At 41.4% G+C, this 26,028-nt stretch carries 25 protein-coding genes and 1 other annotated feature; of the genes, 3 read left to right on the top strand and 22 right to left on the bottom strand.

Going from position 1 to position 26,028, the window contains the following annotated elements:
- Positions 1 to 250: 250 nt before the first annotated feature.
- The 6 genes from NKF87_RS03910 to NKF87_RS03885 all read right to left on the bottom strand — a co-directional run bounded on the left by NKF87_RS03910 (position 251) and on the right by NKF87_RS03885 (position 6,850).
- Entirely contained in the window at positions 251 to 790 is a 540-nt protein-coding gene (locus NKF87_RS03910) for a TetR/AcrR family transcriptional regulator C-terminal domain-containing protein (RefSeq protein ID WP_055284316.1), read from the bottom strand.
- A 57-nt stretch (positions 791 to 847) separates the two neighbouring features.
- Positions 848 to 2,404 carry an ABC-F family ATP-binding cassette domain-containing protein gene (locus NKF87_RS03905; RefSeq protein ID WP_253584031.1) on the bottom strand — a complete coding sequence of 519 codons (1,557 nt, stop codon included), beginning with the start codon at positions 2,402 to 2,404 and terminating at the stop codon, positions 848 to 850.
- 144 nt (positions 2,405 to 2,548) lie between these two features.
- Positions 2,549 to 3,052, bottom strand: coding sequence for a GNAT family N-acetyltransferase (locus tag NKF87_RS03900; RefSeq protein WP_253584029.1), 504 nt, complete (start codon positions 3,050 to 3,052; stop codon positions 2,549 to 2,551).
- Positions 3,053 to 3,212: 160 nt separating this feature from the next.
- Positions 3,213 to 4,661, bottom strand: a complete 1,449-nt coding sequence (locus NKF87_RS03895; RefSeq protein ID WP_006427802.1) for a serine hydrolase domain-containing protein — start codon at positions 4,659 to 4,661, stop codon at positions 3,213 to 3,215.
- A gap of 1 nt (position 4,662) precedes the next feature.
- Positions 4,663 to 6,042, bottom strand: a complete 1,380-nt coding sequence (locus NKF87_RS03890) for an APC family permease (protein WP_044920131.1) — start codon at positions 6,040 to 6,042, stop codon at positions 4,663 to 4,665.
- A 166-nt stretch (positions 6,043 to 6,208) separates the two neighbouring features.
- Positions 6,209 to 6,850: a GntR family transcriptional regulator gene (locus NKF87_RS03885; protein WP_022416371.1), complete on the bottom strand. Its 642-nt coding sequence runs from the start codon at positions 6,848 to 6,850 to the stop codon at positions 6,209 to 6,211.
- Between the two features lie 173 nt (positions 6,851 to 7,023).
- Between NKF87_RS03885 and NKF87_RS03880 the strand changes: the two genes are divergently transcribed.
- Positions 7,024 to 7,356, top strand: coding sequence for a hypothetical protein (locus NKF87_RS03880; protein WP_006427799.1), 333 nt, complete (start codon positions 7,024 to 7,026; stop codon positions 7,354 to 7,356).
- 137 nt (positions 7,357 to 7,493) lie between these two features.
- Here the strand turns inward: NKF87_RS03880 and rpsI are convergent, their stop codons facing one another.
- The 14 genes from rpsI to NKF87_RS03810 all read right to left on the bottom strand — a co-directional run bounded on the left by rpsI (position 7,494) and on the right by NKF87_RS03810 (position 21,106).
- Entirely contained in the window at positions 7,494 to 7,886 is a 393-nt protein-coding gene (gene rpsI, locus NKF87_RS03875; protein WP_006427798.1) for a 30S ribosomal protein S9, read from the bottom strand.
- Positions 7,887 to 7,911: 25 nt separating this feature from the next.
- On the bottom strand, positions 7,912 to 8,340 hold the full coding sequence (gene rplM / locus NKF87_RS03870) for a 50S ribosomal protein L13 (protein WP_253584027.1): 429 nt from the start codon (positions 8,338 to 8,340) through the stop codon (positions 7,912 to 7,914).
- Between the two features lie 226 nt (positions 8,341 to 8,566).
- Positions 8,567 to 9,874, bottom strand: coding sequence for an alpha-amylase family glycosyl hydrolase (locus tag NKF87_RS03865; RefSeq protein ID WP_138375446.1), 1,308 nt, complete (start codon positions 9,872 to 9,874; stop codon positions 8,567 to 8,569).
- 157 nt (positions 9,875 to 10,031) lie between these two features.
- Positions 10,032 to 11,390 carry an MATE family efflux transporter gene (locus NKF87_RS03860; RefSeq protein WP_161159138.1) on the bottom strand — a complete coding sequence of 453 codons (1,359 nt, stop codon included), beginning with the start codon at positions 11,388 to 11,390 and terminating at the stop codon, positions 10,032 to 10,034.
- A 6-nt stretch (positions 11,391 to 11,396) separates the two neighbouring features.
- Positions 11,397 to 11,906 (bottom strand): flavin reductase family protein, encoded by a 510-nt coding sequence (locus NKF87_RS03855; RefSeq protein WP_022416374.1) that lies wholly within the window; start codon positions 11,904 to 11,906, stop codon positions 11,397 to 11,399.
- A 139-nt stretch (positions 11,907 to 12,045) separates the two neighbouring features.
- Complete coding sequence (gene tyrS / locus NKF87_RS03850) at positions 12,046 to 13,269, bottom strand: tyrosine--tRNA ligase (RefSeq protein ID WP_117596930.1); 1,224 nt, start codon at positions 13,267 to 13,269, stop codon at positions 12,046 to 12,048.
- Between the two features lie 89 nt (positions 13,270 to 13,358).
- Positions 13,359 to 13,639 (bottom strand) — a binding site (T-box leader).
- A gap of 72 nt (positions 13,640 to 13,711) precedes the next feature.
- Complete coding sequence (locus NKF87_RS03845) at positions 13,712 to 14,323, bottom strand: SGNH/GDSL hydrolase family protein (RefSeq protein ID WP_161143298.1); 612 nt, start codon at positions 14,321 to 14,323, stop codon at positions 13,712 to 13,714.
- Positions 14,324 to 14,381: 58 nt separating this feature from the next.
- Positions 14,382 to 15,533 (bottom strand): N-acetylglucosamine-6-phosphate deacetylase, encoded by a 1,152-nt coding sequence (gene nagA / locus NKF87_RS03840; RefSeq protein WP_055284297.1) that lies wholly within the window; start codon positions 15,531 to 15,533, stop codon positions 14,382 to 14,384.
- A 30-nt stretch (positions 15,534 to 15,563) separates the two neighbouring features.
- Positions 15,564 to 16,400: a MurR/RpiR family transcriptional regulator gene (locus tag NKF87_RS03835; protein WP_055171847.1), complete on the bottom strand. Its 837-nt coding sequence runs from the start codon at positions 16,398 to 16,400 to the stop codon at positions 15,564 to 15,566.
- Between the two features lie 38 nt (positions 16,401 to 16,438).
- Positions 16,439 to 17,320 carry an ROK family protein gene (locus tag NKF87_RS03830; protein WP_253584025.1) on the bottom strand — a complete coding sequence of 294 codons (882 nt, stop codon included), beginning with the start codon at positions 17,318 to 17,320 and terminating at the stop codon, positions 16,439 to 16,441.
- Between the two features lie 93 nt (positions 17,321 to 17,413).
- Positions 17,414 to 17,863, bottom strand: coding sequence for a YhcH/YjgK/YiaL family protein (locus NKF87_RS03825; protein WP_055284298.1), 450 nt, complete (start codon positions 17,861 to 17,863; stop codon positions 17,414 to 17,416).
- Between the two features lie 18 nt (positions 17,864 to 17,881).
- Entirely contained in the window at positions 17,882 to 19,387 is a 1,506-nt protein-coding gene (locus NKF87_RS03820) for a sodium:solute symporter (RefSeq protein WP_055284299.1), read from the bottom strand.
- 49 nt (positions 19,388 to 19,436) lie between these two features.
- Complete coding sequence (locus tag NKF87_RS03815) at positions 19,437 to 20,354, bottom strand: dihydrodipicolinate synthase family protein (RefSeq protein WP_006427785.1); 918 nt, start codon at positions 20,352 to 20,354, stop codon at positions 19,437 to 19,439.
- A gap of 62 nt (positions 20,355 to 20,416) precedes the next feature.
- Positions 20,417 to 21,106, bottom strand: a complete 690-nt coding sequence (locus NKF87_RS03810; RefSeq protein ID WP_173791031.1) for an N-acetylmannosamine-6-phosphate 2-epimerase — start codon at positions 21,104 to 21,106, stop codon at positions 20,417 to 20,419.
- Between the two features lie 280 nt (positions 21,107 to 21,386).
- Here NKF87_RS03810 and nagB point away from each other — a divergent pair, with 280 nt between their 5' ends.
- Positions 21,387 to 22,118 carry a glucosamine-6-phosphate deaminase gene (gene nagB, locus NKF87_RS03805; RefSeq protein WP_055284301.1) on the top strand — a complete coding sequence of 244 codons (732 nt, stop codon included), beginning with the start codon at positions 21,387 to 21,389 and terminating at the stop codon, positions 22,116 to 22,118.
- Between the two features lie 210 nt (positions 22,119 to 22,328).
- Positions 22,329 to 23,552: an IS256 family transposase gene (locus NKF87_RS03800; protein ID WP_420315296.1), complete on the top strand. Its 1,224-nt coding sequence runs from the start codon at positions 22,329 to 22,331 to the stop codon at positions 23,550 to 23,552.
- Positions 23,553 to 23,777: 225 nt separating this feature from the next.
- Here NKF87_RS03800 and lgt read toward each other — a convergent pair whose 3' ends face one another.
- Both lgt and ychF read right to left on the bottom strand, forming a co-directional pair.
- Positions 23,778 to 24,641, bottom strand: coding sequence for a prolipoprotein diacylglyceryl transferase (lgt, locus tag NKF87_RS03795; RefSeq protein ID WP_253584021.1), 864 nt, complete (start codon positions 24,639 to 24,641; stop codon positions 23,778 to 23,780).
- Positions 24,642 to 24,678: 37 nt separating this feature from the next.
- Complete coding sequence (gene ychF, locus NKF87_RS03790) at positions 24,679 to 25,779, bottom strand: redox-regulated ATPase YchF (RefSeq protein WP_055284303.1); 1,101 nt, start codon at positions 25,777 to 25,779, stop codon at positions 24,679 to 24,681.
- Between the last annotated feature and the right edge of the window lie 249 nt (positions 25,780 to 26,028).

The following is a 26,028-nucleotide window of genomic DNA, read 5'->3' as shown; positions in this document are numbered from 1 at the left end:
ATAATCTTTATTTGTGATGCGAAACATTTTCTTTTCCTCTTTTGTTTCGTATCTTGTTTCTTTATGTCTTAATTTTAACAATCTTTTTCTTTGGATGTAAGTTACAAAGTATATATTTTGTAACATTTGCACGTTACACTTTTGTATTTTTGTAACTTTATATCTTTTATGCACAATATTTCCAAATGTATTGTGTTATTCAAATGACATTCCGCAGATACATATTTTGACATCAAAAAAGAACTCCATCTTACAGGAGTTCTAATTTCTTAAATAATGTTTCCAGTTCTGCCGGCATTGCTTTTACCAGATTTTCTGCCATTTTTTCCGGACGTTTCTTCATATCCCCCAGTACCCACTGGGTTGTCATATACACCGAGCCCTGACAATACATCTCCAACTGGAAATGCAGATTCTCAGGAATTGGCTGTTTTGTTTTTGCCTGAATCTGATTCTCATAAAACCTCAGAATCAGCTGAAAATCATGATCTCTCAGACAATTCTGATCATCATTACGGAACGCTGCTTTGAAAAATAATTTCTCTTCCTCTATATAGTGGAACTTATTGACCAGTCCTTCATAAGCTGTCTTACCCTCTCCCATGTGCTGGAACGATTCTAACAGGATCCGGTCAAAATACCAGTTAATGAGATCGTATTTATCCTGGAAATTTCGGTAAAATGTCTGCCGCGTTGTTCCACATTCTGCCACAATTTCTTTTACTGTAATCTTTTCTACCGGCATCTTCTTCATACAGTTTTTCATGGCTTCCGCCAGACGATATTTCATCTTATCGTGTTTTATTCCTTCCACTTACATCATCCCCAGTTTATTTTTTCTGACTCTCTAGAATACTTTCGTCGTCCATTTGCTCATGTCCCAGACTTCATTTACCACATCCTGATAGAATTCCGGTTCGTGACAGATCAAAAGGATGCTCCCTCTGTATTCCTGCAAGGCTTTTTTCAGCGAATCCTTTGCATCCACATCCAGGTGGTTGGTCGGCTCATCCAGGAGTAAAATATTTGTATCCCGGTTGATCAGTTTACAAAGTCTGACTTTCGCCTGCTCTCCACCACTTAATACTCTGACCTGACTTTCGATATGTTTTGTCGTCAGTCCGCATTTTGCCAGTGCCGAACGTACTTCATACTGTGTAAACGACGGAAATTCCTGCCAGATCTCATCGATACAGGTAGTCTTGTTCTCGCCTTTGACTTCCTGTTCAAAGTAGCCGATCTCCAGATTCTCTCCCAGTTCACAACTTCCGGATAAGGATGGAATCAATCCTAAAATGCTTTTTAATAATGTAGTCTTTCCGATTCCGTTCGTTCCAACCAGTGCTATCTTCTGTCCACGCTCCATACTGAAATTTAATGGTTTTGATAACGGCTCATCATATCCCGTTACCAGATCATCTGTCTCAAATAACATCTTTCCAGGTGTACGGCCATAACGGAAATGAAATTCCGGCTTCGGTTTCTCTGCCGCCAGTTCGATCACATCCATCTTGTCCAGCTTCTTCTGTCTGGACATCGCCATATTTCTGGTAGATACACGTGCCTTATTACGTGCCACGAAATCTTTCAGCTCACTGATCTCCTGCTGCTGTCTTCTGTAAGCAGCTTCCAGCTGCGCTTTCTTCACAGCATAGACTTCCTGGAAGTGATCATAATCTCCCACATAACGGTTCAGTTCCTGATTCTCCATATGATAGATGATATTGACCACTTCGTTTAAGAATGGAATATCATGCGAGATCAGAATAAATGCATTCTCATACTCCAGAAGATAGCGCTTCAACCATGCGATATGTTCCTCATCCAGGTAGTTGGTCGGCTCATCCAGAAGCAGGATATCCGGCTTTTCCAATAACAGTTTTGCAAGAAGGACTTTCGTTCTCTGTCCCCCGCTTAAGTCTGTAACATCACGGTCCAGCCCCAGATCCAGAAGTCCGAGTGCTCTTGCCACTTCCTCTACCTTTGCATCGATCGTATAGAAATCGTGCAGTGTAAGCTCATCCTGAATGGTTCCGAGTTCGTCCATCAGACGGTTCATCTCTTCTTCATCTGCCGTTCCAAGCAGATCACAGATTTCATTCATACGCTGTTCTTTCTGAAGCAGCGGATCGAATGCAGATTTTAACACGTCACGGATGGTCATTCCCTTTTCGAGGACCGCATGCTGATCCAGATATCCTGCATGTACATTCTTAGACCATTCTACTTTTCCTTCATCCGGCACAAGCTTTCCGGTCACAATATTCATAAAGGTAGATTTTCCCTCTCCGTTGGCTCCTACAAGACCGATGTGTTCTCCCTTTAAAAGTCGAAAAGAAACATCTGAGAATATGGCTCTGTCCCCGAAACCATGTGTCAGATGTTCAACATTTAATATACTCATAAATTTCTCCCTGATTATTCACTTTTTTAATTTGAAAAGATGCCAGCAAACTCTCTGCTGACATCTACATTATAACGTTTCAACCAGAACCTTGCAATCATAATATATTCCGGTTTGATTCATACATTCTGTATTACATCTGCATTATATCGCTTTACAGAAAATACTCCTCTTCATCCCGCCATACTTTTCCTTCGTCATCACCTGCTCATACTGTAATTTCAGGAATGTATTCACACTTGCCACATTGTCCGGATGTGCCGTTCCAAGCAGATAATGATATCCCTGTTCTTTCAGAATCTGTTCTGACTCTTCCATCATCTTTCTCTGCAACCCCTGTCCGCGGTATTCTTTTCTTACCATGGCAATCTCCATATGCACCGACTGCTTTCGCTGATCTTCATCAAATTTCAGATCGTATCCGAGATTCTCATCCCCAAGATTCTTCGTCCGTGCGATAAAGACACCTGCCAGTCTGCCATCACACATTGCCTTTAATCCAAAGCCACCGGTCATCATATAGCTTGTTACTTCCTCATCGCTATCCAGACTGAACCATTCCTTATTCGGAAGTTCACTATAGATTTCATGGATCATTCGAAGAATATCCGGTATATCCTGCTCTGTTACAACTGTTATCTCATTCATATATCTTCTCCGTTCATTTTTGCTGTTTACAGTATCATACTGTAAATATGTTCATCTGTAAATAGATGAACTTTTATCGAATATGCAATGCCAAAAACCCCGTGGGACAGCTTCTTCTGCCTCACGGGGTTCTCCTTTTTCCACTAACCGTTCATTCTATCTACAGAATGCATGACGGTTCAAATGTTCCGGTAAACTTCCATGTCATATCTTCTTCTGCCGGAAGATACGTTACATTCGGTCTCCATGTTCCAACTACTACATTTTCCGAATTCACCCACAGACAATATTCTTCTCTGTATGATGTATTCAGAAGTCCCACAGAGAGATACAATGCATCTTCATCAAACGCATAAGATACCGCATGATATCTCTTCGTAAAATCATTCGGATACATATCATTACATTTCCAGTCCTTATATCCTGCAAAAAGAATCTTCTTTTCTCCTGCCACAGTAAGTTCCAGTTTTAATTCCTCTCCTACCGTTGAAATCACTGCCGACTCAATTTGTCTTGGATTCTCTGTAAACACAATTCTTTTATTTAATAGTTTCTTTGTTGCTTCATTTGTGTCTTTTTTGTCACCTTCCGGCTTCGGAAGTGTCAGATGTACCAGTTTCTCTTCCAGTTTTTCCTGTGCCTCTTCCAGATTTTCTTTTTCACACGGGATCTGAACTGCTTCTTTTATGTATTTCAGACAGATATCTGCTGCCAGATATTCCGATGCCCCTGCCGTGATTCCGATTGCAACCGGATAATCACGAAAACAGATCAGATACTGTCCAAATGCTCCTTCTGCCGCAAAAATCTCTTTTCCGGCCTTGATATGATAAGCATAATGCGTCAGTGCTTTCTTCTCATCTTCCGGAATCACAACGCGCATCTTTCCTATCTCTTCGGTCCACCATGCCGGTATCAGCTGCTCTCCATTCCATTCACCTTTTTGAAGCAGAAGCTGTGCCAGTGCAGAGATCTTTCCTGCAGTCAGGTACATTCCCCATCCACCGGTGTTGTGTCCTTCCGGACTGGTCAGCCAGTTGATCTCACCAAATCCCATCTTGTCAAATACACGCTCCTGCATCAGTGCCAGACAGTTTTTTCCCATAACCTTTGTGACAATTCTTGAAAGTGTATAACTACATCCGGAATCATAATGGAATGCTTTTCCGATATCTTCTCTTATCTTCGGCTGTTTTAACCAGTTTGTCTCCCAGTCTCTTGTAAGCTTCGAAAACCATACATTATTGCAGCATTCTTTGGAACCTGCCTGCATGGTAAGCAGATGATAGATCGTCAGATCTTCCAGTGCCGGATCGTATTCTTCCGGAAGTTCATCTCTTACATAATCAAGCAGTTTATCTTCCAGATGAATCTTCCCCTCATCGAGTGCAAATCCCAAACAAATACTTGTTCCGATTTTTGAAAGTGAATGCATCATCTGCGGCTTCTCCAGTGAGAACGGCTCCCATGCACCCTCTAAGATAACTTTTCCATCAAACCGTACTGAGATACTGTGGATTTCCACTGTCTGTTCCAGTTCCGTTAACATCTCTGTCAATTTCTCCGGATTCAGTCCCAGTTCACCTGGTTTTACATAAGTTGCCGCCATCTTACTTTTCCTCCTTTTTTACAGATGGATCCCAGAGTGAAGTCTCGATACGGATACCACCTTTCTTTGTCAAATAGATTCCGATCAGTATCAGTGCAAGCATAACAATAACCGCTGCTACTGCATAAGATACTTTAATACTGAAAATACCCTTTACAAAGATAACTGTATAAATGATGATACTTACAGTACAGAATGTATATAATGCCCCATTTGAAAAATGGAATTTATTCTTTGCCCATGCTTCCGGATATCTTTTTGGAAGTCTTGAAATTGCATATACAACAGTCACATTCATGAAGAATGTAATTACCTGGAAAATGTTTGTGATTGTTACAATGCTCATATCCGTAACGATTGGGATCAGAACAACGATCAGTGTGTATGTATAAATCAGATACGGTGCTCCAAAACGATTCTCTTTTAAAATAAACTTTGGAAGCCATCCGTCTTTTGCAGCCTGTGCAAGAGGATATCTGACATCATTGAATACACCGTTCAGTGTAGTAATGATCGCCATGATTGGTCCGCCGATCATGAAAATCTTATATACTGCACCAGGAAGGATTGCCTGCGCTGCCGGTAAGATTGTCGGTGCTCCTGCAACTTCATCATGCGGAAGCACACCGCCTGTTACCATGGCAAGCCCCACATAAATGAACAGAAGACATGGCACACATGCCATACTTGCAAACGGTACATCCTTTGTCGCTTTCTTTGCATCTTTTCCGTACCAGAGGATATTGTAATATCCATTTGCTGAGTTGATCAGAAGTAATGCAGCAAGCATGAATCCTTTAAAGCCTCCGGTAAACATCTTATCCCCAGAGAACTGGAAGATCGGCTGCTTGATCTGTGTCAGTCCAAAGATAACATAAAGTACCATCGTGATCAACAAGATCGTTGATAAGATCTTACTAACCTTTGCAAAAATATCCATTCCCAGAAGGTTTAATACAAATAAGATGCAGATTCCCACAACCGCAATTGCTTTTACTGTAATTCCCGGAAGAAGATTATTTACATACAAGCCTAATGCCAGTGCAAAAGAGCTGTTCAGGATTGGAGTTACAAGCTTCGTATACGCTACCAGTCCTCCTGCACTTACACCGGATAAATTTGTTACAATCGAGTAAGGTCCCCCTGCCACTCTCATAGTTCCCCCTAGGATAATATACGGAAATACCATAAAAAATCCCATAACGATAGCTGTCAGATATGCCAGCCATACGGAATATCCTGTCATTGCCATCGCCGGTCCGATCAATGTTACCATTCCTGATCCAATTACCATTCCTACCGCAATAGCAAAGAGATCTCCTCGCTCCAATATACCAGGCTTTGGTTCCGGAGTGTTCACGATTAAGTTCTTGTTACTCATTTTTCTCTCTCCTTTGTTTTTACTCTTATCATTTATTTTTTATTATTTATAAATGATAATGTATCCATAATCAAATCATAATTAAAAACGCCAGACTTGTCAATCATTAATCACAAGTTCGACGTTTTACATAATTTTTACCTATTCTTTTTGTGCACTATTACTTCTAAAACTCCGATAATACATCTTCTAAGCTTCGTTCTATATGCTGGTGCATCCTTCTCCATGCCTCCATCGTATCATATTTTTTCATACTTTCAATGATATCTTCATGTTCTTTTATTGACTTTTTTGCATATTCTGCTTCTGTCATCTTAACTCCAAGAGATAATCCGCTCCAGAGTTCAGAAAGCATTTTCTTCAATTTTTCATTACCGGCTGCTGTCCAAATCTCCATATGCAGAGACTGATTGAGCTTCGAATAATTCTCATAATCTTCTTTTTTAATCATCTCTTTTGAGACCGTCAGAACCTGTTCAATCCGGCTCATATCGATGTGATTCCTGCAACACAGCGCACATGCTTCACTTTCCAGTGCTGCCCGGATCTGAAAATGTTCTCTGAGTGTTGTCTCATTGATTCCCAATACCGTTGCACCTTTATTCTGCTTCAGATCGATCAGCCCGTCTCTTTCCAGAATCTGAAAGGCTTCTCTGACCGGTGTGATCGATACGCCAAGTTCCTGAGCCGTATTCTCCAGTGTCAGGACTTCTCCCTCTGTGATCTGTCTTGAAATAATCGCCTTTCTAAGTGCTGCCGCTACTCGTTCCCTTGCTGGCAGCATTTTTATTGGTTTTAAACCAAGCATTTTTATTCTCCTTATCAAAGTTTTTCCATGTACTTATATTTTATATTGTATACATTATTATCTATAATGTAAACCCTTTTCTTTAATAAGTCTTCCTCTGATTTTTACTCATATTCTCGCGTTCTTTCTCTTTTTATGTTATAATTTTCTTAAAAACTTAAGGAGGTTTTACTATGAGCCATATTTCCTATGCCTTTAATCATTCTGACATAGAAGCAACCGCTTATGCTCTTACCGTTCTGCCTCGTCTTGGACTTGCAGAATCAGAAGCCCAGGCAGAAATTAATTATCAACTCTGTTGTTCTGCGGCGAAAAAATTGATTAATCACGCCACAGATATTACACCTGACGAATTTCGTACCATTATTGCAGCACTCCAGGCTGCCAAACTCATCATTCTTGGTGATATCGAAGTCGATGCAAAAACATGCAGCGAATGCAAGAGTTATTTCTTTACGATCAACAAATTATTATCCACCTTTGAAAAGCAATTATTACAGGAATAAGATCAACTGAATTACAGATAAAGCTGCCGATGGCAGCTTTATCTGTAGCTTTGCTATGCAAAGAAAAACCCCGGAAACATTGCATTTCCGGGGCTGCTGTGTACTTCTTTTTGTATATCTCGAATGATTCGTATAAATTATCGTTTTGAGAACTGTGGTGCTCTACGAGCTGCTTTGAGACCGTATTTCTTACGTTCTTTCATACGTGGATCACGTGTAAGGAATCCAGCTTTCTTAAGAACTGGTCTGTAATCAGCATCAGCCTCAAGAAGTGCTCTTGCAACACCGTGACGGATTGCTCCAGCCTGTCCTGTGTATCCACCACCCTTAACATTAACGATTACATCGAATTTTCCTTCTGTGTCTGTTGCAGCTAATGGCTGGCGAACAACAACCTTTAATGTCTCAAGTCCGAAATACTCATCGATATCTCTTTTATTGATAGTAATTTTACCTGTTCCTGGTACTAAATATACTCTAGCAACAGATTTTTTTCTTCTACCTGTTCCGTAAAATTTTGCAGTAGCCATTGTAAAATCCTCCTTTTAACCTTTCTTAGAATTTCAGTTCAACCGGTTTCTGAGCCTGCTGAGCGTGCTCTGGTCCAGCATATACGTGAAGTTTCTTGATCATAGATCTTCCTAAAGGTCCCTTTGGAAGCATTCCTTTAACAGCAAGTTCGATAACTTTCTCTGGTTTCTTAGCCATCATCTCTGCTAATGTAGTCTCTTTCATTCCACCTACATATTCAGAGTGATTGTAATAAATCTTCTGATTCATTTTCTTACCTGTTACATTAATCTTTTCTGCATTAACAACGATTACATAATCGCCTGTATCAACGTGTGGTGTAAACTCCGGTTTGTTCTTTCCTCTTAAAACCTTAGCAACTTCTGATGCTAAACGTCCTAATGTATATTCCGAAGCGTCAACTACATACCATTTTCTTTCAATCTTATCTGGATTAGCCATATAAGTTTTCATTGTGGTTTACCTCCTGTGAATCATTAACATTTTCATGATAATATATCAGAATCAGCAAGATTCCGGGGCTTTGGCCTCTTACTGTTTCTCCTTTTGTCATACTTGTTTATTATATTATACTGTACCGTGTGTGTCAACTGTTTTTTGACATATTTTTCTTATATTTTTACTTATTTTCGTTGATCAAATGTACTTTTCCCGAGAATCTTCCCGTACATTTTTCATACTAAAATTTTAAATACTGTACACTATATGGTTTCAGTTCAAGCTGACCATTCATCGTAACCGTTTCCCCGGTCAGCAGATCTGCTGCCGTTCCATTCAGTTCTCCTGCATTGGCAGTGTATGGATAATCCGCAGCATTGATTGCAACGATCACTCGTTCTTTCTCTGAGCAGCGCTCGAATACCAGCTGATGATTCTGGATCACCACATTCTTATAAGCACCGTTACAAAGCGCATCACTTTCCTGACGTACACGGATCAGTTTCTTAATAAACTCCGTCAGTTCATTCGGCTTCGGCTCATCAAAACAAGGACGAAGCGCATAATCATTATCCGGTGCTTTCTCGCCCGGTTCTGCCCATTCACTTCCATAATACAGGCACGGAATTCCCGGCATACCCATGAGTAGTCCGTATGCCAGTGGAATATGCTTTTTATTGGTCAGGATACTTGCCAGTCTGGTAACATCATGATTATCCACGAATGTCATCAGATGCTTTCCTCTGTAAATACACCACTGGTCGCTTCCGAATTGACGATGCAGGGAATGTGCAATCTCGAACATGTTCATGCAGTTAAAGCTGGAATATAATCCCTTGTAACACTCATAATTCGTACAGCTGTGAAGCATCTCATCATTGACAATGATATTATAATCTCCGAATAATACTTCACCAATCAACGCAAAGTCCGGTTTTAATTCCTGCGTATAAGAGCGGAGCCGTCTCATAAAATTATGATCCAGACTGTACGCTACATCCAGACGCAGACCATCGATATCGAATTCATCGATCCAGTATTTTACACATTCCATCAGGTAATCAACGACTGCCGGATTCTGAAGATTTAATTTGACCAGTTCAAAATGACCTTCCCATCCTTCATACCAGAAACCGTCATCGTAACAGCTGTTTCCGTCAAAACTGATATGGAACCAGTCCTTGTATGGGGAATCCCATTTCTTCTCCTGCACATCCTTAAATGCCCAGAAGCCTCGTCCGACATGATTGAATACACCGTCCAGCACAATCTTTACATTATGTTTATGCAGATCTTCACAGACCTCTTTAAAATCTTCATTTGTACCGAGTCTGCAGTCGATCTTCTTAAAATCTCTTGTATCATATCCATGATTGTCCGATTCAAAGATCGGATTTAACAGAATTGAATCTACTCCTAATGTCTGAAGATACTCAGACCAGTCCATAAGTTTGCGGATGCGAGGAACACACACGCCGTCATTGTGCACCGGTGCCCCACAGAATCCGATTGGATAAATCTGATAAAAAATACTATTATAAGCCCACATTACTCATCCATCCTTTCTGTGTCTGCCATAAACTATGCTTCGGCAGATCACTCACTGTTCTATTATACCACATTTCGTTCTTTAAAGACACAAAAGACACTGCCACTGGCAGTGCCTCTTGCATACTTCCCTATCTGAAAGACCTGCCGCTGGCAGGTTATTTCCTGTTATATATAATTTTCTCTCCCCGCATGAATATGTAGAACCATACAAACAGCAGCACACCTTTCAGAATACTCGAAATCGTAATACTCCACCAGATCCCGTTCAGCGCAAGTGTTGTATGAACCAGTATCAGCGCAAGCGGAATCCTGAGCGTCGTAAATACAATACTGATCACAGATGGCGGCACGGTCTTTCCATACCCCGAAAATGCACCTGCCGTCGTAATCTCAAGACTCATAAAAAGCTGCGATACACCAAGGATCCGAAGATAATCCACTCCAAGCGGAATTACATCTTTTTCTGTAATAAAAATCCGGAATACCGGAGCCGGACAGCATATTAATAATAGCGTACAGAAAATCCCCCATACAAATACTACTTTTAATGCGCTGACATATCCCTGATAGATCCGTCTCTTCTTACCTGCACCATGGTTCTGCGATGTAAATGAATTCACCGCTGCTGCAAAACCATCCGCTGTCATCCACGAAATTGATTCTATCTGTGAACCAACTTTCTGGACAGCCACCGCCGCATCTCCATATCCCGCGACCAGACGTGCAATGATCATCGATATTCCGGTAAACAGCATACTCTGAACAGACGTTGGAAAACCGATTCTGACAATTCCTTTCAGATGATGCAGATCCGGCTTCTTCAGATATCTTACATATTGAAAAAGTACGGTATCCTTCATCGCAAATATAAAAAACATAACTGTAACGATCATCTGCGCGATTACCGTAGCAATTGCTGCACCTGTCACTCGAAGAACCGGAAATGGTCCGATTCCAAAAATCAGAACCGGATCCAGGATGATATTAACAACCAGTCCGGTCGTTGTTGCCAGAAATACCGGCCTGCTGTTACCGATTGCCGTAAATAATCCGGTATACGTCTGATTTAAAAAGGAAAACAAGACAAGACCGCAAGTAATTTCAAGATAATATATGGCATCCCGGATCACCTGTGCCTGATTCAGATGAAAAAAATGAATCAGTGGTTTTGCCCCTAATATACAGACAAGTCCATAAATAATCCCCAAAGTCAACGTAAGCTGTAACGCGTTGGATGCATATTCTGCGGCCTCTTCACTATTAGATGCCCCAAGTGCATGTCCGACATTAACCTGCCCTCCCATTTTTGCAAGCGCGGCAAGTCCGTTGGAAAGCCACATATACATTCCTGCTGCCCCAACAGACGCTACCGCCGAACTTCCGATACGGCCGATCCAGATCATGTCGGTCATATTGTACGCCATCTGGATCAATGACGTCGCCATGATCGGGACAGCCAGTCTGGTAAGAGATGATAATACAGGTCCGTTTACCAAATCAATTTTCTTTTGCATGATTGGCTATACTCTTTTCAATACTTTCACGATCTCGCCCATATACATCGTATGATAATCCTTATCCGGATACCATTTCTCATCATTTTCCTTAACATCGAAACATTCCGGTTTCATATCCTGTGTATACTGAGTCTTGCATACGAAGATCAGATCTGCTTCTTCAACTGCAGTTGTTCCGTCTACCGCATATGGATGAAGGCCTGCTTCTTTCCATTTATCTTCTACGTCTTTTCCTGATACAGATCCGCATACGCTTAATGCTTTTCTGTAATCTTCTGACAGGAAAGAAAGCGTGTACATACCGGTCTCATCCATGAATTTCTTCGTGTATCTCTGTGGGCGGATATATGCAGTTGCGATATTCTTTCCCCACATGATTCCGACACCACCCCAGCTTGCTGTCATGGTGTTACTCTTTTTTTCATCTCCTGCTGTTACCAGCATCCACTCTTTTGAAATCTTTGTGAATGGGTTAAATTCCAGACTTTCAATTGCTACTTCTTTAAATGCCATTTCCATATCCTCCTTATCGTCTTTATGTACTCTCACAAAATTAAGTATGAAACAGTACCAAGAGTACATCTTTGCTTTTAGAATTACAGACAGTGAGTATTCACTGCCTGCAATTTTACTGTATTCTTTTATAATTATACTACTTTACTAACACTTTACGGAAGTTTTTCTTACCCTTTTTCAGGACTACGCCGTCTCCGCTTAATGCTTCTCCTGCAAATGTCTGGAATACATCTGTAACCTTCTCACCATCTACAGATACTCCGCCCTGCTGCACTGCACGGCGTGCTTCTGACTTGGAAGCTGTCAGTCCTGATTTTACTAACATCGTCAGGATATCGATATTACCATCTGTAAGGTCTTCTTCTGTCAGTTCTGTCTTTGGCATATCTGCTGCTGCACCTGTTGAGAATAATGCTTTTGCTGCCTCCTGTGCTTTCTGAGCTTCTTCTTCGCCGTGAACCAGTTTTGTGAGTTCGAATGCAAGAATCTCTTTTGCTGTGTTAAGCTGTGCTCCTTCCCAGCTGTCCATCTTGTCGATCTCTTCTAACGGAAGGAATGTCAGCATACGGATACATTTTAATACATCTGCATCTGCGACATTTCTCCAGTACTGATAGAATTCGAATGGAGATGTCTTGTTCGGATCAAGCCATACAGCACCACTCTGTGTCTTACCCATCTTTTTACCTTCTGAGTTCAGAAGCAGTGTGATCGTCATGGCAGAAGCGTCTTTTCCGAGTTTACGACGGATCAGTTCTGTACCTGCAAGCATGTTGCTCCACTGGTCGTCCCCGCCAAACTCAAGGTTACATCCGTATTTCTGGTATAACTCATAGAAGTCATATGCCTGCATGATCATGTAGTTGAACTCAAGAAAGCTGAGTCCTTTTTCCATTCTTTGCTTGTAGCACTCTGCTGTCAGCATACGGTTAACGGAGAAATGTGCTCCGACTTCACGTAATACTTCGATGTAGTTCAGTCCCATCAGCCAGTCAGCGTTATTAACCATCAATGCTTTTCCATCTGAGAAATCGATAAATCGACTCATCTGTTTCTTAAAGCAGTCACAGTTGTGCTGGATTGTCTCCGGTGTCATCATCTGACGCATATCTGTTCTTCCGGATGGATCACCAATCATAGCTGTTCCTCCACCGATCAGTGCGATTGGTTTGTTTCCTGCTTCCTGCAGACGTTTCATCAGGCACAGTGCCATGAAATGTCCTACGTGAAGGCTGTCTGCTGTCGGGTCAAATCCGATGTAAAATGTAGCCTTTCCATTGTTGACCAAGTCTTTGATCCTGTCTTCGTCTGTTACCTGTGCGATCAGGCCTCTTGCAACGAGTTCTTCATAAATTCCCATTTTAAGATTCTCCTTTTATTTATCATAATTGATTGTTTACAGATTTCTTACACATAATAATACAAAAGTCCTTACCCAACATTACATTGGATAAGGACGATATTAACCGTGGTACCACCTTATTTTACTGATTGCTTACGCTTTCAGCCTCATTCAGTCTGCGTGTTCACAGACCTTTGCACGATAACGTGTGCCTGACGTCACAGCCTACTTCCGGAAATACTTGTGAAATTAATATTCCACATTTTCATCCGTTTCGGTGTGCGGCTCCAAGATGTATTCGTTCTTCACTCTTTCATGCGCCTCTCATCAACCGGCAGCTTTCTGTATGGGTGTGTGGATCACTACTTCTTCTTTTCTAAGCCTTTGTGATATCTGTATATTATTTTTCTGTCTGTGTTAAAGACTAACTGATTTCGAGTATTTTGTCAATATGCTTCCGCTAATTATCTGCCAAAAACCGCATCAACTCTCCGGCAATAATTTCATTCCCACCTTCCGTCAGATGAATACCATCTGTCGTGATATTTTCATATCCGGCTCTTCCTGCTGCCGATATCATAAGATCCTGTAATTCCAGAAATTCCACATGATATCTTTCTGCAATTCTTTTCTCAATTGCTTCTGCCTGTCTGATTCCCGGAATCCAGTTCGCATACTTTCTTGGATAAGGAAAGATAAATGGTGCCATACAGATAATTCTTGCACGGGTTCTCTCCGTAAGTTCTCTTAGAACGGATTCATAGCCTGCTTCAAATTCCTGTTCTTCCAGACTTTTTCCTGTATTCATCATGACTCCGACATCATTACATCCGATCAGCAGGCTCACAATATCCGGCTGTCTTAAAATGCAGTCATGCTCTAACATACGCTTTACACCCTGGATTGTGAAACCGTCATGTCCACAATTCACAATGTCGTACTTTTTCCCTCCGCCGGTACTGTGATTCAGCTTTTTATCCACCATATCCACATAACCGTTCCCCAGTGGATTTTCAGAAAAGCAGTGCTCTGCGTCTGTAATGCTGTCACCTAAAAATATAATTTTCTTCATTTTTCCTATCTATTTTCCGTATTCGATTACATACGTTAATGCAAATCCACGAATTCTATTATAGCTCCCGGCCATCCTTAATTACCATTTTAAGATCCAGATTCCCATCTAATAATACGATATTCGCTTTTTTTCCAGGTGCAATAGAACCATAAGTATCTTCGATTCCAAGACTCTTGGCCGGATTGATGGTTGCACATGCTACAGCCGTCTCAAGCGGGATCTCCATCTTCTTAACTACCGTACGCATACAGTCTGCAAGGTTTGTAACAGATCCTGCAAGTGCTCCATCAGATACCAGTGTTGCATGATTACCGACTACTTTTACATCCAATCCACCAAGTGTATACTGTCCGTCCGGCATTCCGGTCGCACGCATACTGTCGCTGATCAGGATCATACGGTCTGCTCCCATCATCTTGAACGCTGCTCTCACCATCGATGGATGGATATGTACACCGTCACAGATAATCTCTGCCATTACATGTGCACTGTCGGACACTGCTCCTACAACACCCGGTTCACGGTGAGTGAATGCAGGCATCGCATTAAAGAGATGTACGGCATGATTTGCTCCGGCATCGAATGCTGCTTTCGCATGTGCATAATCCGCATTGGTATGTGCAAGCGAAATGTTCACTTTATCTTTCATTGCTTCTACAAATGCAACTGCGTCCTCGCTTTCTTCCGGCGCAAGTCCTACAAACTTCACAAGTCCTTCCGAAGCATCAAGGAATCTCTGACAAATGGCCGTATCACAAGGCATGATATTTCTTTCATCCTGCGCTCCTTTTTTCACCGGGCTGATGAACGGGCCTTCCATGTTCACGCCTACAAGATCCGCTCCTTTCGGATTCTGTTCTTTTTTGTATTCTGCTGCTGTTCTTAAGATATCTTCCAGTTCTTCTACCGGAAGTGTCATCGTTGCCGGTGCGATTGTTGTAACACCCACAGAAGCCTCATATTTTGCAATATTTTCAATAGCCTCTTTACTATTATCACAGAAGTCATCTCCCATACACCCGTGGAAATGCAGATCGATCAGTCCAGGAATTGCGTATGCCCCCTGTCCGTCAATGACTTCTTCCCCCAGCATATCCGGTACGTTTTCTGTCGTGTAAATGCTTTCGATTTTGTCATCGTGAACAACAATGCCGCCTGCTGTAAATTTTTTGTCTTCTGTATAGACAATTACATTTTTGATTATCATTTTATATATCCTCCATTTTATTTTAACATTCTAAAAACTCCTGTGCATCCCTTCTCCTTCTTCCAGTGCACGCAGTGTATTATCATGCAGAACTTCTTTTTCATATTTATCCTGTTCCAAATAGTAAGAATAGATAATATCAAGCATGACCAGAATCGGGAACTGCGGTGAGATTACATTCCCATGATTCAGGTGTCTGAGTGATGGAATCAGAACAACTTCTGTGCAGAACTGCTCGAAGCCACCCCGGTTGTTCGCCGTAAAAAGAATCGTTTTCGCACCTTTCCGATATGCTTCTTTCAGAAGAAACAAGACCTCTTCCTTGGATCCGCTGATACTGATTCCGAATACGAGGCTTCTTCTGTCCTGGAATACCGCCTGCATACGCATCATATCTCTTTCTACCAGCGAATCAATATCCACACCGATTCGCATAAAACGCAGTTCCATCTCTCTTGCTGCCAAACCGGAACTTCCGGTTCCGCACACGAACACTCGCTCCGCCTGATTCAGATATCTGCTGATCCTTGCAATCTGTGCCTCATCCACCAGACTGTAAGTCTTATTCAGAAGTTCCTGATACGCATTCAGGATCATTCGCGTATTACCGGTAATGGATTCCTGCTTTTCTACAAATGTCTCTTCATACTGATAGATGAATTCTCTGTATCCGCGATATCCGCATTTCTTCGCAAATCTGGATAACGACGCTTCTGATACGAAGAGTCTCTCGGAAATGGATTTTGATGAAAAATCCACTTTCTTTCTGTTCTGTATAAAAAAATCTGCGATATTCCGTTCCACTGTCGTAAATTTATCATAATTCGATTCTATGATCGGAACGACTGATTTTACATAATATTCCATATCTTACTATTCCTGCTTCTTTATTTTATAACTCCGGACTATGCATGTCTTCCCTGAAAATGATAGAATGCGCCTAACATACCGGCATTGTTCTGGTTTTTGGCAAATGCGATACTTGTATGCTCCCACATGCTGGACACCAGGTATTTTTCCACTGCTTTTTCAATCTTGTCCTTCAGGAATGCTTCCTGCGCCATGATTCCGCCGCCAAGTACGACAACTTCCGGATTCACTACATAGCAGATATTGGCAATACCTTTCCCAAGTACATCCGTCATCTCATCAATTGCACGGTTACAGATCTTATCACCTTTTTTTGCCTCTTCAAAAATGTGATATCCGCTCCAATTTTCTGCCGGTTCTCCCTTCCATGCAGCAACCTTCTTCGTCAGAATACTGGCTGCTCCGAGTGTCTGGAAATCGCTGTCATCCATATGCATATATCCGACTTCACATGCGCTGTTACTGAATCCGTGGAACACCTCGCCATTCAGCAAAATACAGCCGCCGATTCCGGTTCCGATCGTCAGCATCACAACCGCCTTACTTCCTGCCGCCGCTCCTGCTTTGTACTCAGCAAGTCCCGCACAATTCACATCATTTTCCACTTCACATGGAATTCCGAATCGTTCTTCTACCGTCTTTTTGAATGCCGTTCCGATATAATTCGGGATCAGCGGTGCCGAATAGAAGATTTCCCCTTTCTCAATGTCAACCATACCGGCTGTAGAAATACACACACCTGCGTCTGCCTCTTCTTTTAATGCTTCTACGATACCGATGACTTTATCAAGGATCGCCGGTCCGCCTTTCTGCGCTTCTGTCTTCATTTCTTTCTTTAACAATACTTCTGCATCTTCGCTCACAATACCATATTTGATTGCTGTGCCGCCGATATCAATACTAATATATTTTTTCATCTCTGCTTTGCCTCTTTCACTTTCCTTCATTATACTCGTTCAGCCAGAAAAGGGCAAACCGTTCTTTTATGGTTTGCCCTCGACTTTTTCTGATTAAATCTTTACTTTAAATATTGCCTTTTTAATGGTTTCCGGTTCCTGAACCTGAACCGCTGTTCTGTGTCCGTCACTCGGATAACAGATCAGGAAATCTCCATCTGTCAGGACTACGGAAGAATTCTTTTCCCCATCCATCGGAAGAAAATCATCTTTTTCCACAAAATCTTTTAATTCCATATTCTGAATGAAGTTCAGATCGATCTGTTCATTTCCATGGATCATTACATGGACATCCAGATAGTTCTTATGTGCTTCCCAGAAACGTTCTTCCGGTGTTGTTGTTGTATATTCTACGATATTGACAAACAGTCTGTCACCATCGATTTCATGACTTCCCTTTTCATAAGATGCAAGGTCGTGTGTCTTTGCATATTCAAAGCACTCTTTTACTTGTTCTTCTAAGAATGGGAATTCTGATAAATTATTGATATTTCCAAAAATCACGAAAATCGTCACTCCTTCTTAGTTTTTGTAAATGGTTGTGTTAGGAGCAGGTACGGAATTGTCTCCTTTTGCCTTTCTCCAGATGATACTTGCCGGGATACCAATTACCAGTGATACTACAATTGAGATGATTGAGTATGACCAGATTGATACGTGATCAGCAGGTACGAAGTATTTGATATATACCATTACTGCAGATGCTGCAACGAATGCACATACTGCTCCGAATGTATTTGCAACCTTTGTAAATGCTCCAAGGATAAATGTTCCGATCAGGATACCAAGTACCAGTCCCATAAATCCATTGAACCATTCGTATGCAGATTTTACTCCGCCATTAGCCAGTACCATAGCAACTACGATTGCGAAGATACCGACGATCAGAGATACATACTGTCCGATCTTTGTCTGTTTCTCAAAGCTTAATTCTTTCTTAGAAAGTCTTGCCTGAATATCCAGTGTCCAGCTTGATGCTACAGAGTTCAGACCTGTGGAAAGTGTAGACTGTGCCGCTGCATAGATAGCCGCTAACAGAAGTCCTGTTACACCAACCGGAAGTTCAAATGCAATGTAAGATGCAAAGATCTGATCCTGTGCTGCTGCCGGCGGAAGTGTATTCTGCTGATAGAATACATATAATCCTGTACCGATCAGATAGAATACTGTTGCGATAAAGATAGATAATCCTCCATTTGTAAGCATCATTTTGTTCAGTTTTTTAGTATCTGTTGTAGTTGTAAAACGCTGTACAATATCCTGACTTGATACATAGGATCCCATTGTATTGAATCCGGCACCAACAATCATGATAAATACGCTGTCTTTGAAAATGTTAGGGTTGAAGATCGGCTGATCTACAGCAAGGAATTTATGCTCTGTTGTAAGTGCATGCATGATTGCTCCAAATCCACCGTCTAAGTGTACCAGCAGGAAGATCAGTGCGAAAGTAACACCGATCAGAAGTACAGATCCCTGGATGAAGTCTGTCCAAAGTACGGATTTCAGACCTCCTGTGTATGAGTAAATAATAGCAATGATACCCATGATAATGATCAGTAAGTTTACGCTGATTCCAGTCAGACTTCCAAGTACCATACATGGAAGGTACATGATGATTGACATACGTCCGATCTGGTAAATGATGAACATTACAGCTCCAAGTACACGAAGTCCTTTGCTTCCGAATCTCAGTTCCAGATAATGATATGCTGTATCAATATCCAGTTTGCTGTAGATTGGCAGGAAGAATTTAATCGTGATCGGGATAGCTAACAGCATACCAAGCTGTGCGAACCACATGATCCATGTTCCTGCATATGAGTTTCCTGCTAATGACAGGAATGAAATCGGACTTAACAGTGTTGCGAAAATTGATACGGAAGTTACCCACCACGGTACAGTTCCGTCTCCTTTAAAATACTCTTTTCCTTTCATTTCTTTCTTTGCGAAATGAAGGCCGGCGAACAGTACAGCCGCGAGATAAATTACTAAAATGACTAAATCTACTACGGTAAACCCTTGCATCGTCTCTCTCCTTACAGATATTTTTCTTTCACGTATTTTTTATATAATCTTACAGATATTTAGCTTTTGCGTCGCGAACCATCTTAGCTGCTTCTTCAACGATAGCCATGTCTTCTTCTACTAATGCTGGCAGTGGCTCTCTTACTCCGCCAAGTTCCAGACCTTCGTTGATCTTTAACATAGCTTTGATCACTGCGTACATATTTCCGTGTGCAGAGCACATCTTATAGATAATCTCATCACAAGCATACTGGATTTCTCTTGCTTCTTCCATCTTTCCGGCTCTTACATACTCGTCTAATTTCAGATATAATTCCGGCATAACTCCGTATGTACCACCGATTGCTCCTTCAGCTCCGATGACACGTCCACTCATGAACTGCTCATCTGGTCCGTTGAAGATAATGTAGTCAGGGCCTGCTGCCTGTTTGAACATCTGGATATCCTGTACCGGCATAGAAGAGTTCTTAACACCAATTACGTTAGGATTCTTTCTCATCTCTGCGAAAAGTCCCTGTGTAAGAGCTACTCCTGCAAGCTGTGGAATGTTGTAGATTACGAAGTCTGTGTTTGGTGCTGCTGCACTGATGTCATTCCAGTACTGAGCGATTGCATACTCTGGCAGGTGGAAGTAGATCGGTGGGATTGCTGCGATTGCATCAACTCCAAGGCTTTCTGCATGTCTTGCAAGCTCCTGGCTGTCTTTTGTGTTGTTGCATGCAACGTGTGCGATTACTGTAAGCTTTCCTTCTGCTGCTTTCATAACGTTCTCAAGGATGATCTTACGGTCTTCTACGCTCTGGTAGATACATTCTCCTGATGAACCGTTAACGTATACACCTTTTACACCTTTTTCTACGAAGTACTTTGTCAGTGCCTGTACGCCTTCCGGACTTACATTGCCTTCGTTGTCATAACATGCATAGAATGCTGGGATTACGCCTTTGTACTTTTCAAGATTTCTCATGGTTTCTTTCTCCTTTTCTTTGTCTTTTTATATAAATTTAATTTAATAAGTTCCTTGCGGAATTATCTTTCCATTTCTTCTACAAATGATTTTGTGATCAGCTGTGGTCTTGTGATAATAGACCCTACAACGACGCTGTATGCACCAAGCTCGATCACGTGTCTTGCTTTTTCCGGTGTGTTGATGTTACCTTCTGCAATGACTCTGTGTTTTGCTTTTGCGACAATCTTTCTTAAGATTTCGAAATCATTTGCCTCGATCTTATCGCCTTTACTCTGCTCTGTGTAACCAACCATCGTAGTTCCAATAAAATCAAATCCGAGTTCATCGGCATGCAGTGCTTCTTCTACAGTAGAGCAGTCTGCCATAAATAACTGATCCGGATATTTTGCTTTTACTTCCTTAAAGAACTCATCCAGTGTCTTTCCGCCTGGTCTCTTAGAAATAGTAGCATCCATAGCGATAATCTCCGGTTTTACTTCCATCAGTTCTTCGATTTCTTTCATCGTTGGTGTAATGTAAATATCGCTGTCATCATAATCTCTCTTTACGATTCCGATGACCGGAAGGTCAACCTGTGACCGGATCTCCTTGATATCTTCTTTTGTATTTGCACGAATTCCACTAGCACCTCCCTGCTTTGCAGCCAGTGCCATTCTTCCCATAATGAATGAAGAATGTAATGGTTCATCCGGTAATGCCTGACATGATACAATTAATTTACCCTTCAGATTTTCAACTTTCTGATTCATTTTTTTGTTCCCTCCTTCGTTCTGCAATCAGTATAGTATTGTTCGATTTTATTTTCAAGTACCTTTTCAGTTCTTGAAACTTCTTTCATCCTTTTCAATTCTTCTCTCTGTTTTTTCCTATTTTAAAATCCGTTTTTTATGCAATATGCACAATTCCAGGTAGTTTCTTTCCAGTTTCGAAAGTAGTTTCAGTTCATGCTATTTTACTTGAAAATTCATTTATAATGTATATACTAATATTCAGAAACAAAAAAACAATAGAATAAGGAGAGATTTTATTATGGTAATTTATAAAGCAAAAGACTATCAGGATATGAGCCGTAAGGCCGCAAACATCATTTCTGCACAGATTATTATGAAACCAAACTGTGTACTTGGACTTGCAACCGGATCTTCACCGGTCGGTACATATAAACAGCTGATCGAATGGTATAAGAAAGGGGATCTTGATTTTTCCCAGGTTACAAGTGTAAACCTCGATGAATACAAAGGACTCAGTCCTGAAAATGATCAGAGCTACAGATATTTCATGAATACCAATCTCTTTGATCATGTAAACATCGACAAAACCCGTACTTTCGTTCCGGACGGACTGGAAGCAGATTCCGAGAAAGCCTGCAACGATTATAATGCAGTCATCCGTAAGCAGGGCGGTGTAGACCTCCAGCTTCTCGGTCTTGGACACAACGGACATATCGGATTCAACGAACCAGGTGCCGCTTTTGAGAAAGAGACACACTGCGTAGATCTGACAGAAAGTACAATTGAAGCCAATAAGCGTTTCTTCGAATCTGAAGATGATGTTCCGAGACAGGCTTATACAATGGGAATCAAGAATATCATGCAGGCCAAGAAAATTCTGGTTGTTGTAAGCGGAGAAGATAAGGCGGATATCTTAAAAGAGGTCTTATACGGACCAATTACTCCGGAAGTTCCTGCTTCTATTCTTCAGTTACATAATGATGTTACGATTGTAGCTGATGAAGCAGCACTCAGTAAGATTGATATGTAATATGAATAAAAAATCCCGGTATGTGAATCAGACATTTTTGAGCATCCAGCTCATTGTCATTTCTCATACCGGGATCTTTTTCTGTATTCGATTATGTTTGGAGACTGTAATTAATTCTGTGTAAACTCTAAAAGAGCTATATATCCTCTTGGATTGATGTTAAAATAAATATCAATTCAGGAGGATTTTTTTATGGCACGAAGAAGAAAAATGGATCCAGAACGCAAAGCGTTCATCAACAGCTTGTTGGAACACTATCAACCAAAGGATGCTCAGGATATCCAGGACATGCTGAAAGACCTGTTAGGCGAAACGCTGCAAGGTATGTTAGAAGCTGAAATGGATGATCACCTTGGATATTCCAAGTATGACTACAAGAACAAAGAGACAGACGATAGCCGTAATGGTTATAGCCCTAAAACTGTTACCTCTTCAATGGGAACAATCGATCTGGATATACCACGAGATCGAAAGGGAGATTTTGAACCGCAGATTGAGAAAAAGAATCAGACAGATATCTCAAACATTGAAGATCAGGTACTTTCTATGTATGCAAAAGGAATGACGACAAGAGATATCTCCGCTCATCTCAAAGATGTTTACGGTGTGGATGCATCCGCAGAAATGATATCACATATGACAGATCGAATCCTTCCTATCGCAAAAGAATGGCAAAACCGGCCGCTGGAAAGAAAATATGCCATTGTTTTTATGGATGCGGTACATTTCCATGTTCGGGAGGACAATCGAACGGTAAAAAAGGCAGTTTACGTTGCTATAGGTGTTAAACTGAACGGAAAACGTGAGGTCCTCGGCATGTGGGTAGGAGGAAATGAAAGTGCAAAATACTGGTTGTCCGTCCTCAACGAGATAAAAAACCGAGGTGTAGAGGATATCATGATCGTATCTGTGGATGGATTGACCGGATTCGGGGATGCGATTCATGCAGTATTCCCGCAGGCAGAGATCCAGAGGTGTATTGTACATCAGATCCGTTATTCAACAAAGTTTATTTCTTACAAAGATCTAAGACCATTTATGGCAGATTTAAAGCTGGTTTACAAAGCAGATACAGAGGATCTTGCACTCACAGCCCTGGATGATCTGGAAGAAAAATGGGGTAAAAAGTACCCTGCTTCCATTGGATCCTGGAGAAATAACTGGACACAATTATCCACATATTTTAAATATCCATCTGAGATACGTAAATTAATATATACTACAAATTCCATCGAAAATTTTAATCGCCAGCTACGCAAGGTTACGAAATCCAAGACTATTTTTCCGACGGATGATGCTCTTTTCAAGATACTCTATCTAGCAATGATGGATGTCACAGAAAAATGGACCGGAAAGGCTTGGGACTGGGGTCTGACACTGGATCAGTTATGCATCTATTTTGGGGATCGGATCCAGCCGGTGGATATCGACTAAGCATAGATCCAATCACATATCAAGGGTAAATAAACACCCGATTTTATCGGGTGCCCTTGACATACAATAAAATCCATGCTACTAAATAGACAACGGGCTGAACAGCAAGAGATGCCATTCAGCCCATCACATTATATTTTAGTATTCTATAAACCTACGATTTTATCATCAATCTGAGAGGTTTACACAGAATAATTTACACTACTTATGTTTGCGGCAGCCGGACTATTTTTGTGAAGCTGTTGCTTTTTTTCTTCCTGCAATGATCAGTATAGCGGATATCACTACAATCGCGCCTGCCAACAGCTGAGAGACCGGAAGTCCAACTTTTGGCAGCAACAGCTGATCGGTTCTAAGTCCTTCGATCCAGAGTCTGCCAAGACCATACCCCAAGAGATAGATCAGGAAAACTTCCCCATCGAATTTCTTATGCTTGCGGTACAACAGCATGATGATCAGCACCATCAGACACCACAGGGATTCGTACAGGTAGGTCGGATGAACCTGAATATACATGACTCCTTTGACTGTCTCGGCATGATTCCACATCTTTGTTGTGATGTCCGAACTTCTTACCGCATCCACCGGAAGTCTCATAGCAAACAGTCCATTCGTATATTCCCCAAAGGCTTCTCTGTTGAAGAAGTTCCCCCATCTTCCGATCATCTGTCCGGTGATCAGACCAAATCCGCCGGTGTCAAATAACAGGAACGGTGATAATCCTTTTATTTTTGCAAATATAAATACTACAACAATTGCCGTGATCACACCGCCGTATATGGCAAGACCACCCTCACGGATGTTAATGATACTCTTAATATCGTCTTTATACATATCCCATGAGAAGATCACATAATATGCCCTTGCTCCGATAATTGAAAAGATAACTCCATATATTGCCAGATCATAATAATCTTCTACGTTCTGATGCGTACGCTTTGCTTCCATTACCGCCATCATAAGTCCCGCAAGTATTCCGATTCCTATGACGATTCCATAATATGCGATATCGAATCCAAAGACTGTGATATGATCGCCGACAGATTTTAAATAAATTCCCAGATTAGGGAAATCTATGGTTCTGTGCATTGAAACAGCCCCCCTCTTTTCATCCATCTATTCCTGATTATACATTAAACCGGAACAGCATGATATCTCCGTCTTTTACCACATAGTCTTTACCTTCCAGACGGATCAGACCTTTTTCTTTTGCTGCTGTGTGGCTTCCACACGCGATCAGATCATCGTAAGATACAACTTCTGCACGGATGAACCCACGCTCAAAGTCAGAGTGGATCTTCCCTGCTGCCTGTGGTGCCTTCGTTCCTTCTGTGATTGTCCATGCACGAACTTCCGGCTCACCTGCTGTCAGATAGCTGATCAGTCCAAGCAGCTTATAACTTGCTTTGATCAGTTTTTCCAGACCTGATTCCTTTAATCCAAGATCCTCCAGGAACATTTTCTTTTCATCATCATCCAGTTCTGAAATCTCTGCCTCAATCTCTGCACATACAACGAAAACTTCGCTCTGCTCACCTTTTGCATATTCGCGGACAGCCTGTACACCTTCGTTATTGGCTGCATCATCCGCAAGATCATCTTCAGATACATTTGCCGCATAGATAACCGGTTTGTATGTCAGAAGATTATAGCTTTCCAGCCATGCCTGTTCTTCCTCGTCATCTGCTTCTTCGAATGTCTTTGCAAGCTTTCCATCTTCCAGATGCGCCTTGATCTTGTTCAGAAGTGCAAGCTCTTTTGCTGCAGATTTGTCATTTCTTGCAACTTTGGAAACTTTGGAAATTCTTCTTTCCAGGATCTCAAGGTCAGAAAAGATCAGCTCTAAGTTGATCGTCTCGATATCACGAAGTGGGTTGATGCTTCCGTCTACGTGCACAATATTGCTGTTCTCGAAGCATCTTACTACATGTACAATAGCATCTACTTCACGGATATTGGCAAGGAACTGGTTTCCAAGACCTTCTCCTTTGGAAGCTCCTTTGACAAGTCCGGCAATATCAACGAATTCAATTGCTGCCGGGATGATCTTCTTGGTATGATACATCTCTCCCAGTACATTTAATCTCTCATCCGGTACGGTTACGACTCCTACGTTCGGGTCAATGGTACAGAATGGATAGTTTGCTGATTCTGCGCCTGCCTTTGTAAGTGAGTTGAACAGTGTACTCTTTCCTACATTTGGTAATCCTACGATTCCTAATTTCATTTTTTATTTCCTCCTATAAATTCCTTGATTTCAATGGATTTCAGCATACTTATTTTTGCAAGTGGACCATTTAGTGGGCCATTATTTTCTCTTTCCAAACCAATCTACAAATCTGGCTGAGTATAATCCCGTACTTTCCTGGGTTATTCCCTTGCCAAGTTCTTTGCCTTTTAAATCTTTTCCCATATTTCAGCTTCTCTCGTAAGAAACCCTAATACAGTAACTTGTATTATACCATAGCATCTTATC

Source organism: Dorea longicatena, assembly GCF_024168045.1.
Lineage (GTDB): Bacteria > Bacillota > Clostridia > Lachnospirales > Lachnospiraceae > Dorea_A.
The sequence above is the reverse complement of the archived record's forward strand: the minus strand, read 5'-3'. Positions and strand labels throughout refer to the sequence as shown.

Excerpts from the sequence above, each read along its gene's own strand:
- NKF87_RS03800 (WP_420315296.1), top strand. The coding sequence starts at position 22,329 with ATGGATCCAGAACGCAAAGCGTTCATCAACAGCTTGTTGGAACACTAT.
- NKF87_RS03845 (WP_161143298.1), bottom strand. The coding sequence starts at position 14,323 with ATGAAGAAAATTATATTTTTAGGTGACAGCATTACAGACGCAGAGCAC.
- NKF87_RS03815 (WP_006427785.1), bottom strand. The coding sequence starts at position 20,354 with ATGAGAAATCTTGAAAAGTACAAAGGCGTAATCCCAGCATTCTATGCA.
- NKF87_RS03900 (WP_253584029.1), bottom strand. The coding sequence starts at position 3,052 with ATGAATGAGATAACAGTTGTAACAGAGCAGGATATACCGGATATTCTT.
- tyrS (WP_117596930.1), bottom strand. The coding sequence starts at position 13,269 with ATGGGAATTTATGAAGAACTCGTTGCAAGAGGCCTGATCGCACAGGTA.
- NKF87_RS03910 (WP_055284316.1), bottom strand. The coding sequence starts at position 790 with ATGAAATATCGTCTGGCGGAAGCCATGAAAAACTGTATGAAGAAGATG.
- NKF87_RS03820 (WP_055284299.1), bottom strand. The coding sequence starts at position 19,387 with ATGCAAGGGTTTACCGTAGTAGATTTAGTCATTTTAGTAATTTATCTC.
- nagB (WP_055284301.1), top strand. The coding sequence starts at position 21,387 with ATGGTAATTTATAAAGCAAAAGACTATCAGGATATGAGCCGTAAGGCC.
- NKF87_RS03835 (WP_055171847.1), bottom strand. The coding sequence starts at position 16,400 with ATGGAATATTATGTAAAATCAGTCGTTCCGATCATAGAATCGAATTAT.
- NKF87_RS03855 (WP_022416374.1), bottom strand. The coding sequence starts at position 11,906 with ATGGCATTTAAAGAAGTAGCAATTGAAAGTCTGGAATTTAACCCATTC.
- nagA (WP_055284297.1), bottom strand. The coding sequence starts at position 15,533 with ATGATAATCAAAAATGTAATTGTCTATACAGAAGACAAAAAATTTACA.
- ychF (WP_055284303.1), bottom strand. The coding sequence starts at position 25,779 with ATGAAATTAGGAATCGTAGGATTACCAAATGTAGGAAAGAGTACACTG.
- NKF87_RS03880 (WP_006427799.1), top strand. The coding sequence starts at position 7,024 with ATGAGCCATATTTCCTATGCCTTTAATCATTCTGACATAGAAGCAACC.
- rpsI (WP_006427798.1), bottom strand. The coding sequence starts at position 7,886 with ATGGCTACTGCAAAATTTTACGGAACAGGTAGAAGAAAAAAATCTGTT.
- NKF87_RS03885 (WP_022416371.1), bottom strand. The coding sequence starts at position 6,850 with ATGCTTGGTTTAAAACCAATAAAAATGCTGCCAGCAAGGGAACGAGTA.
- NKF87_RS03865 (WP_138375446.1), bottom strand. The coding sequence starts at position 9,874 with ATGTGGGCTTATAATAGTATTTTTTATCAGATTTATCCAATCGGATTC.
- rplM (WP_253584027.1), bottom strand. The coding sequence starts at position 8,340 with ATGAAAACTTATATGGCTAATCCAGATAAGATTGAAAGAAAATGGTAT.
- NKF87_RS03860 (WP_161159138.1), bottom strand. The coding sequence starts at position 11,390 with ATGCAAAAGAAAATTGATTTGGTAAACGGACCTGTATTATCATCTCTT.
- lgt (WP_253584021.1), bottom strand. The coding sequence starts at position 24,641 with ATGCACAGAACCATAGATTTCCCTAATCTGGGAATTTATTTAAAATCT.
- NKF87_RS03905 (WP_253584031.1), bottom strand. The coding sequence starts at position 2,404 with ATGAGTATATTAAATGTTGAACATCTGACACATGGTTTCGGGGACAGA.
- NKF87_RS03830 (WP_253584025.1), bottom strand. The coding sequence starts at position 17,320 with ATGAAAAAATATATTAGTATTGATATCGGCGGCACAGCAATCAAATAT.
- NKF87_RS03890 (WP_044920131.1), bottom strand. The coding sequence starts at position 6,042 with ATGAGTAACAAGAACTTAATCGTGAACACTCCGGAACCAAAGCCTGGT.
- NKF87_RS03895 (WP_006427802.1), bottom strand. The coding sequence starts at position 4,661 with ATGGCGGCAACTTATGTAAAACCAGGTGAACTGGGACTGAATCCGGAG.
- NKF87_RS03810 (WP_173791031.1), bottom strand. The coding sequence starts at position 21,106 with ATGAATCAGAAAGTTGAAAATCTGAAGGGTAAATTAATTGTATCATGT.